Here is a 7574-nt window from a genome sequence, read left to right as displayed (position 1 = left end):
TCAGTTAGCCCTGATTTCCATTATGGCTCAAATTGGATGCTTTGTTCCGGCAAGTTCAGCCAATCTTCCAATTTTTGATCAAGTCTTTACACGTATTGGAGCAGCGGATGATTTAGTATCGGGTCATAGTACGTTCATGGTTGAGATGATGGAAACCAATTATGCATTGGAGCATGCGACAAAAGATAGTTTAATTTTATTAGATGAAATTGGACGTGGAACTGCTACGTTTGATGGAATGGCGCTTGCACAATCGATTATAGAATATGTACATGATAATATCGGTGCTAAAACCTTATTTTCGACACATTACCATGAGTTAACACAACTTGAACAGCAATGTCCTCATTTACAGAACCGCCATGTTCGTGCCGAAGAGCATCAAGGTCAGTTAATCTTCATGCATAAAGTAATGGAAGGGCCGTCGGATAAATCATACGGAATTCATGTTGCAGAAATTGCCAAACTTCCTTCCCCCTTAATAACACGTGCAAAAGAGTTATTAACAGCTCTTGAAGAAGATAAAGTGATGATTCAACCAGCTCCTGTTGTAAAAGAAGAACCAAAGGTTTTAGGAGGTAGTGGGCAGTTATCGTTATTTGAAGAGGCTAAACCAATTGTTAAAGAAGTCGTTAAAGTTGAAAAAAAGGTCGAGATTGTCAATCCATATGAGGATATTATTGAAGAATTACAGTCTATTGATTTATATCAGTTAACGCCAATGCAAGCGATGAATGCGATGTATGAGATTAAGGTTAAACTCAATAATCGAAAGTAGGTGACGTATGGGAAAAATTAGACGTATGAGTGAGCAACTTGCCAATATGATTGCAGCGGGGGAAGTAATTGAGCGCCCCGCTTCAGTTGTTAAAGAGTTGCTTGAGAATGCGATTGATGCTAATAGTACGAGTATTGAAATTCAATTACAGGACTCAGGTGTTCGTCAAATCAGAGTGATCGATAATGGGGAGGGAATGAGTGAGAGTGATGCTCTCCTTGCCTTTGAACGTCATGCGACGAGTAAGGTTAAAACCCAATATGATATTTTTAGAATTCAAACACTTGGGTTTCGTGGTGAGGCCCTTCCGTCAATTGCTTCGGTTTCAGATGTTCATGTGAAAACATCGGATGGTGCGTCTTCGGGTGTTCATTTAAATATTAAAGCAGGAGAAGTTTTAGTGAATGAGCCGGGTGTGATGCGTAAAGGAACGGAGATGGAAGTCAATCATTTATTTTTTAATACACCAGCTCGCTTAAAACATATTAAGTCATTGAATACAGAGCTTAGTCATATTACAGATTATTTAAATAAAATTGCACTCTCTCACCCTGAAATTGCATTCAAGCTTTTAAATAATCAACGTTTACTTTTTCAAACGAATGGACAAAATAATTTGCAAAGCGTGATTGCAAGTGTTTATGGTTTTGATGTAGCTAAAAAAATGATTCCATTTTCGGCGAAAAATGATGATTTTGAGATTTCTGGATTTTTAAGCGATCCGATTATTAATCGTGCTTCCCGTAATTATGTGACGATTATCGTGAATGGGCGCGCGATTCGTAATTATAATTTGATGCGTTCGATTATAGAGGCTTATCATACGTTACTGCCTAAAGATAAGTATCCGATTGTGGTGCTTAATTTAAAACTAGATCCCATTTTAGTGGATGTTAACGTTCATCCAGCAAAGCTTGAGGTCCGCTTTTCGCAGGAGGAATCACTTAAAACATTTATTTATCATGAACTTCGCAACGTGTTAAAGCAAGTAGAATATATTCCAGAAACACAAATTGAAGAGCCGAAGGTCGTGATGCCAAAGCCAATTCAGCAAACGTTAAGTTTAACGAAGGAGGCGAATTTTAAGCCGACGATTGCGGTTCAGATGGTTGATGAAAATCCTATTGAATTAAAAAAAGAGAGTGTTGACGTAAAAAAAGAGTCAGTTCATGTTGAAGAAGTGGCAGAACCGATGGTTTCACTTGAACAACCCGCTCAAGATTTTAAAGTGGTCGTTCCAACGAGACAAGCGATTCCGCAGTTAGAACTTCATTATATTGGGCAATTACACGGAACGTATTTATTGGCTCAAAATGAAGAAGGATTATTTATTGTCGATCAACATGCCGCAATGGAACGTATACAATATGAAAAAAATTATGCCTTACTTAAAGATGTGAAGGGTGATTGTATTGAACTCATTATTCCGATGGTGTTAAAATATTCGGCGAATGAATTATTGCTTTTAAAGGAGTCGTTACCTTCTTTAATGAAGTTTGGATTTGAGATTGAAGAGTTTGGCGGTCAATCACTTGTTGTTCGTACGATTCCCGTCTGGGTTCAAAATTTAGATGCTAAATTAATTGTAGAGACGATTTTACAGCAAATCATTTATGATAATAAAGTGGATATTGGTAAGTTACGCGAATCAGTGGCGATTATGATGAGTTGTAAAGGGTCGATTAAAGCGAATCAGTATATTAATGAGCATGAAATTAAACAGATGTTAGTTGATTTATGTTTATGTGATCAACCATATACGTGTCCACACGGACGTCCGATTATTGTAAAATTAACAAAATATGAAATTGAAAAATTGTTCAAGCGAGTCATGTAGGTGAAAAAAATGGATGTTATTTGTATTGTAGGTCCGACGGCAGTTGGAAAAACAAAGTTAAGTATTGAATTAGCGAAGCAGTTAAAGGGTGAAATCATTAGTGGTGATTCGATGCAAATTTATAAAACAATGGACATTGGAACAGCCAAAGCAACGATTGAAGAACGTGAAGGGATTGTTCATCATTTAATTGATGAAAAAAATCCAGATGAACCTTATTCAGTAGCGGAATTTCAAAAAACGGTGCGTGCAAAGATTGATCAAATTAAAAGTCGCGGGAACATGCCAATTATTGTAGGGGGGACGGGACTTTATATTAAAAGTGTTTTATATGATTACGAATTTGCAGGAGAATCAGAGACGAAAGAAGTCGATGATGAAAAATATAAGGATTTTGATAATGAATCCTTGCATCAAAAATTAGCAGAGGTTGATGAAGAAGCTGCGAAGACGATTCACCCGAATAATCGTAAGCGTGTTATTCGCGCGCTTGAAATTTTTGAAACATCAGGGGTGAAAAAATCTGAGATGATTCAAACACAACAACATGAATTGATATATGACGTTGCTTTAATCGGATTAACAGATGATCGCGATGTATTGTATGACCGTATTAATAAACGTGTGGATGTTATGTTTGAAACAGGACTTGTTGAGGAAGTGAGAGCTTTATTTGAAGCGGGAATTCCTCAGACGGCACAATCGATTCGTGCCATTGGTTATAAAGAGTTATATGATTATTTTAATGGCCTCACGTCTCTTGAGGAGTGTAAAGAATTAATTAAGCGCAATTCACGTCGTTATGCAAAGCGTCAATATACGTGGTTTAATAATCAAATGGATGTTAAGTGGTTCAAGGTGGATGTAAATCAGTTTGAAAAAACGGTTCAAAATGTTTTAACCTATATTGAATTAAAAAAAATGGATTAACTAGATTGTTAATCCATTTTTTATTTAATAAGGAGAGTTGATACTTTTTGATAAATTTTTTAGTAGCAAGAGAATGATGGCGATGACTGTTTTTTAACTCATCTTTAGTTTAGAGGGAGTTAGATGTTTACTTAACCAAAAAGCTGAAGTTAGAATAACAAAGGGATGAAGGCATTAAAGTGAAGTGACATAAAAAAATACCTTAATGAATGATTCATTAAGGTATTTTTGATTAGTGCATATTTCTAAATAAACCGATTACTTTGCCAACGATGTAAACATCGTTGGCAATAATCGGTTCTAATAAATCATTTTCTGGTTGTAAACGAATATGACCAGATTCTTTGAAGAACCGTTTAACCGTCACTTCATGATCATCTAGCATGGCTACTACAATATCCCCGTTATGGGCATCTTGCTGTTGTTGCACGATGATTTGATCACCATCATGGATTCCAGCATTAATCATTGAATCACCATGGACATTTAACATAAAGACAGTTTGGTTAGAAGGAATTAAATGTGTCGGAAGAGGGAAGAAATCATCAGGGTTTTCAATGGCTTCAATTGGCATCCCTGCTGTTACTTTACCGATTACCGGAACATTAACAACCGATTTGAATTCAATAATTTTTGAATCATTTTTAGCAGCCTTTGATTCTGTCTCATTTGCTAAAATCACAATTCCTCGTGTTGTCGATTTATCTTTACGGATAAATCCTTTCTTTTCAAGTTGATTTAGTTGGTTATGAACTGAAGCAGTTGATGAAAGACCAACAGCTATTCCAATTTCTCGAACACTTGGCGGATATCCTCGTTTATCAATTTCGGCTTTAATAAAATCAAGAATCGCTTGTTGACGTTTTGTAATAGGTTTCATGATATAACCTCCTTCCATTTTATTAATTTCATTATATCAGTAAAAAGAATAAAAGACAAACATTTGTTCTTTTCATATTGACGACAAACGAATGTTCGAATATAATAAAATTATAAAATCGAACATTTGTTTTAATAAAAGAGGGATAAAGATGTTTAATAAGTTTTGTTTATTTATTTATAGTTATCGATATTTAATTGGATTTTATTTTATTTGTTTAGGAATGATGATGATTGCACTGACTGATATCACGGATCTACTTATGTATTTAAAACCGAATACGATTATTCCGTTTTTAGAAGTATTTGCTTATCAAAAGAAGTGAAATTTGGTATATTAAAAGGGTGATCAAACATGGAGGTGCTAAAAATGTTAACGCCAGAAAAATTAAGTCGTTTAAATGAATTAGCGAAGAAGAAAAAAGAAGGAACTTTAACTGAAGAAGAAATGAAAGAGCAACAAGCTTTACGTGAAGAGTATCTATTAACTTTCAGAGAAAGTATGAAAAATACAATTGAAAATATGAGAGTCATTGATCCAAATGGTGATGATGTGACGCCAGAGAAAGTTAAAAAAATTCAAGAAGAGCGCGGAACTGTGATTCATTAATAAAAAAAAGATTTGCCCTTAGGCAAATCTTTTTTTTATTCTGATTAGAATTATGCTTCGATAATTGATTCTGTTGGACAAACTGCTTCGCAAGCCCCACAGTCAATACATACGTCTGCATCAATTGAGTAGATATCTCCTTCAGAAATACATTCTACTGGACATTCAGCAGCACAAGATCCACAAGCGATACAAGTATCAAGAATTTTACGTGGCATACGTGATAACCTCCCTATTAAATAACTCCTTTTTATTATAACATATGCTAGCAAATCCTGTAATCCCTATGCATTAATTCTATAAAAAACAGGATTAAAATCAGCAAAAATAAGTCGAGATTTTTCATTCTAATCTCTTTTATTATAAAAAATCGTATTCCCTGATTAGAGGATAGAAGGTTACGTCGAGAATAAGGAGAAGAACGCTAGAATGAAAGAAAAGATAGTTTTTAGATTGTGAAATAAAAATTTTTTCTAAAATATTGTAAAAATTTCGACAAAAGGGTATTATATAGGTGGTATAGAGGAGGTAATAACGTGGAAAATAACATCTCATTACAATCAATTAATGCAATTCGAACATTAGGTATTGACGCTATCAATAAGGCGAAATCAGGACATCCTGGTGTTGTGTTAGGGGCAGCACCGATGGCTTACACATTATTTACACAGCATTTAAATGCAAATCCAAGTAATAGTAATTGGTTTAATCGTGACCGTTTTGTGTTAGCGGCAGGACATGGTTCAATGTTACTTTATTCATTACTACATTTATCAGGATATAGTGTGAGCATGGATGACATTAAACAATTCCGTCAGTGGGATTCAAAAACACCAGGACATCCTGAGTATGGTCATACAGATGGAATTGATGCTACAAGTGGACCGCTTGGACAAGGAATTCCAATGGCAATCGGAATGGCATTAGCAGAAAAGTATTTAGCAAGCCGTTATAATAAAGAAGGTTACTCGTTAATCGATCATTACAACTTTGTAATTTGTGGTGATGGAGATTTAATGGAAGGGGTAACAAGTGAAGCATCATCACTTGCTGGACATTTAGGGCTTGGAAAAGTGGTTGTGTTATATGATTCAAATGACATTTGTTTAGATGGAGATTTAACACAAAGCTTTACAGAAGATGTTTTAAAGCGTTATGAATCTTATGGTTGGCATATTCAACGTGTTGAAGATGGAAATGATGTTGAAGCCATCAATAAAGCAATCGAATGTGCGAAACAAACAACAGATAAACCGTCAATTATTGAAGTGAAAACAGTCATTGGATATGGTTCAAAACTTCAAGGAACAAATGCAGTTCATGGTGCACCTCTTGGTGATGAGGACGGGGCGTATGCTAAATCACAATATGGATGGAATCATGAGCCATTTACGGTACCAGCTGAAGTTTATCATCATTTTAATGAAACAATTAAAGAACGTGGACAAGTTGCTAATAAGATGTGGGATGAATTATTTGCAAGTTACTCAAAAGCTTATCCAGAATTAGCAGAAGAGTTAACAAAAGCAATGAATAATGAATTAGTAGTTGATTTAAAAGACGTGATGCCAACTTATGAAACAGGGCATTCTGCAGCTACACGTGATACAAACAATGAAGCAATTAATGCTATTGCTTCGGCGATTCCTTATTTCTTAGGGGGATCTGCTGACCTTTCTCATTCAAATAAAACAAATATTAAAAATGGTGGAGATTTCTCTAAAGTAACACCAGATGGACGCAATATTTATTTCGGAGTTCGTGAGTTTGCGATGGCTTCGATTTTAAATGGGATGGCATTACACGGTGGAGTTCGCGTATTCGGTGGAACATTCTTCGTATTCTGCGACTATTTAAAACCAGCAGTGCGTATGGCTGCCTTAATGGGATTACCAGTTACTTACGTTTTAACGCATGACTCAATTGCAGTAGGTGAAGATGGTCCAACACATGAACCAATCGAGCAATTAGCTATGTTACGTACGATTCCTAACTTCTCAGTCATTCGTCCAGCAGATGCAACTGAAACAGCAGCAGCCTGGCGTTTAGCTGTTGAATCTAAAAATACACCAACGGCGTTAATTTTAACTCGTCAAAATTTAACAACAATGGCTCATACATCATATGAAGGTGTAAGTAAAGGGGCTTACGTCGTAAGTGAAGCAGCTAAAGAAATGGATGGAATCTTAATTGCAACAGGTTCTGAGGTTAATTTAGCGGTTGAAGCACAAGAAAAATTAGCAAGTGAAGGAATTTATGTACGTGTTGTAAGCATGCCATCAATGGATTTATTTGAAAAACAATCAAAAGAATACCGTGAAAGCATTCTTCCAAAACAGGTAACAAAACGTATGTCAATTGAAATGGGAGCAACTTATGGATGGCATAAATATGTAGGCTTTGATGGAGTTGTCATGGGAATTGATCGTTTTGGAGCTTCTGCACCAGCTAATAAAGTTATTGAAGCTTATGGATTTACAGCAGAAAATGTTGTGTCATTATTCAAAGAAATGGCGTAATTTTTAAATTTAAATAAAAAG

General features: G+C 35.4%; 7 protein-coding genes and 1 pseudogene. 6 read left to right on the top strand and 2 right to left on the bottom strand.

What is annotated here, in order from left to right; translation table 11 throughout:
• From QWC74_RS04030 to miaA, 3 genes and pseudogenes are all read left to right on the top strand, one after another.
• Nucleotides 1–778 (top strand): annotated as a pseudogene (locus QWC74_RS04030) (DNA mismatch repair protein MutS); the annotation flags it as partial.
• Between the two features lie 7 nt (nt 779–785).
• Nucleotides 786–2615 (top strand): DNA mismatch repair endonuclease MutL, encoded by a 1830-nt coding sequence (mutL, locus tag QWC74_RS04025; RefSeq protein WP_288993920.1) that lies wholly within the window; start codon nt 786–788, stop codon nt 2613–2615.
• Nucleotides 2616–2624: 9 nt separating this feature from the next.
• Nucleotides 2625–3545 carry a tRNA (adenosine(37)-N6)-dimethylallyltransferase MiaA gene (gene miaA, locus QWC74_RS04020; RefSeq protein WP_006785434.1) on the top strand — a complete coding sequence of 307 codons (921 nt, stop codon included), beginning with the start codon at nt 2625–2627 and terminating at the stop codon, nt 3543–3545.
• 232 nt (nt 3546–3777) lie between these two features.
• Here miaA and lexA read toward each other — a convergent pair whose 3' ends face one another.
• Complete coding sequence (lexA, locus tag QWC74_RS04015; RefSeq protein ID WP_006785435.1) at nt 3778–4425, bottom strand: transcriptional repressor LexA; 648 nt, start codon at nt 4423–4425, stop codon at nt 3778–3780.
• A 151-nt stretch (nt 4426–4576) separates the two neighbouring features.
• Here lexA and QWC74_RS04010 point away from each other — a divergent pair, with 151 nt between their 5' ends.
• Nucleotides 4577–4750 carry a hypothetical protein gene (locus tag QWC74_RS04010; protein WP_009607333.1) on the top strand — a complete coding sequence of 58 codons (174 nt, stop codon included), beginning with the start codon at nt 4577–4579 and terminating at the stop codon, nt 4748–4750.
• A 44-nt stretch (nt 4751–4794) separates the two neighbouring features.
• Nucleotides 4795–5034 carry a DUF896 domain-containing protein gene (locus QWC74_RS04005; RefSeq protein WP_006785436.1) on the top strand — a complete coding sequence of 80 codons (240 nt, stop codon included), beginning with the start codon at nt 4795–4797 and terminating at the stop codon, nt 5032–5034.
• A 50-nt stretch (nt 5035–5084) separates the two neighbouring features.
• Here QWC74_RS04005 and QWC74_RS04000 read toward each other — a convergent pair whose 3' ends face one another.
• Nucleotides 5085–5252 carry a DUF362 domain-containing protein gene (locus QWC74_RS04000; RefSeq protein WP_006785323.1) on the bottom strand — a complete coding sequence of 56 codons (168 nt, stop codon included), beginning with the start codon at nt 5250–5252 and terminating at the stop codon, nt 5085–5087.
• A 318-nt stretch (nt 5253–5570) separates the two neighbouring features.
• Here QWC74_RS04000 and tkt point away from each other — a divergent pair, with 318 nt between their 5' ends.
• Nucleotides 5571–7553 carry a transketolase gene (gene tkt / locus QWC74_RS03995; RefSeq protein WP_006785324.1) on the top strand — a complete coding sequence of 661 codons (1983 nt, stop codon included), beginning with the start codon at nt 5571–5573 and terminating at the stop codon, nt 7551–7553.
• Nucleotides 7554–7574 lie beyond the last annotated feature (21 nt).

This window comes from uncultured Turicibacter sp. (assembly GCF_938044715.1).
Classification (GTDB): Bacteria; Bacillota_I; Bacilli_A; order MOL361; family Turicibacteraceae; genus Turicibacter; species Turicibacter sanguinis.
The sequence above is the reverse complement of the archived record's forward strand: the minus strand, read 5'-3'. Positions and strand labels throughout refer to the sequence as shown.